The organism is Paenarthrobacter nitroguajacolicus, from assembly GCF_007786235.1.
Classification (GTDB): domain Bacteria; phylum Actinomycetota; class Actinomycetes; order Actinomycetales; family Micrococcaceae; genus Arthrobacter; species Arthrobacter nitroguajacolicus_A.
On record NZ_VNFK01000102.1, the window covers coordinates 1 to 501 of the forward strand.

At 35.7% G+C, this 501-nt stretch carries 1 protein-coding gene; it reads left to right on the forward strand.

From position 1 onward, the window contains the following. Positions 1 to 58: 58 nt before the first annotated feature. A partial coding sequence (locus FQP90_RS23170) for a sel1 repeat family protein (RefSeq protein ID WP_144653458.1) occupies positions 59 to 501 on the forward strand: 443 nt, incomplete at its 3' end.

Genomic DNA, 501 nt, shown 5'->3' on the forward strand with positions numbered 1-501 from the left:
TATAGCCAACAATTTTTATCCGCTTAACGAGGCGTTATATCGCACAAGGAGTGTCGCGTTGAATTTAAGAGTATTAGTGATTCCATTTATCTTTTTAAGCTCATTTTCTTTTGCTGAAGAATGTAGTATTGACGAGCTTACAGAGTTGGAATACAAAGATATTGAATGCCAATTTTATATGGGAACAGCAGCTTTTAGGAATAATGTTTATAGTGTCGCAGCTGCACATTGGAATTATATTATTGACGCACCCATGAAGCATTCGGGTGATGATAAATTTAAAGCAATGTCCCTAAGCACGGTTACCTATCTAACTTACCAAGGTTTAGGTGTGAAACAAGATAGAGAATTGGCTGTAAATAATTGGAAGAAAGCAGTAAAGGGTGGGGACTTTGAAGCAAGAAGACATATAGCTTTTGCCTATTCTGATAAAAACTACTCCCAAAATGATTTGGTTAAGTCTTTAGGGTGGTATGAATCTGTACTTCTTATAAAAGTAGA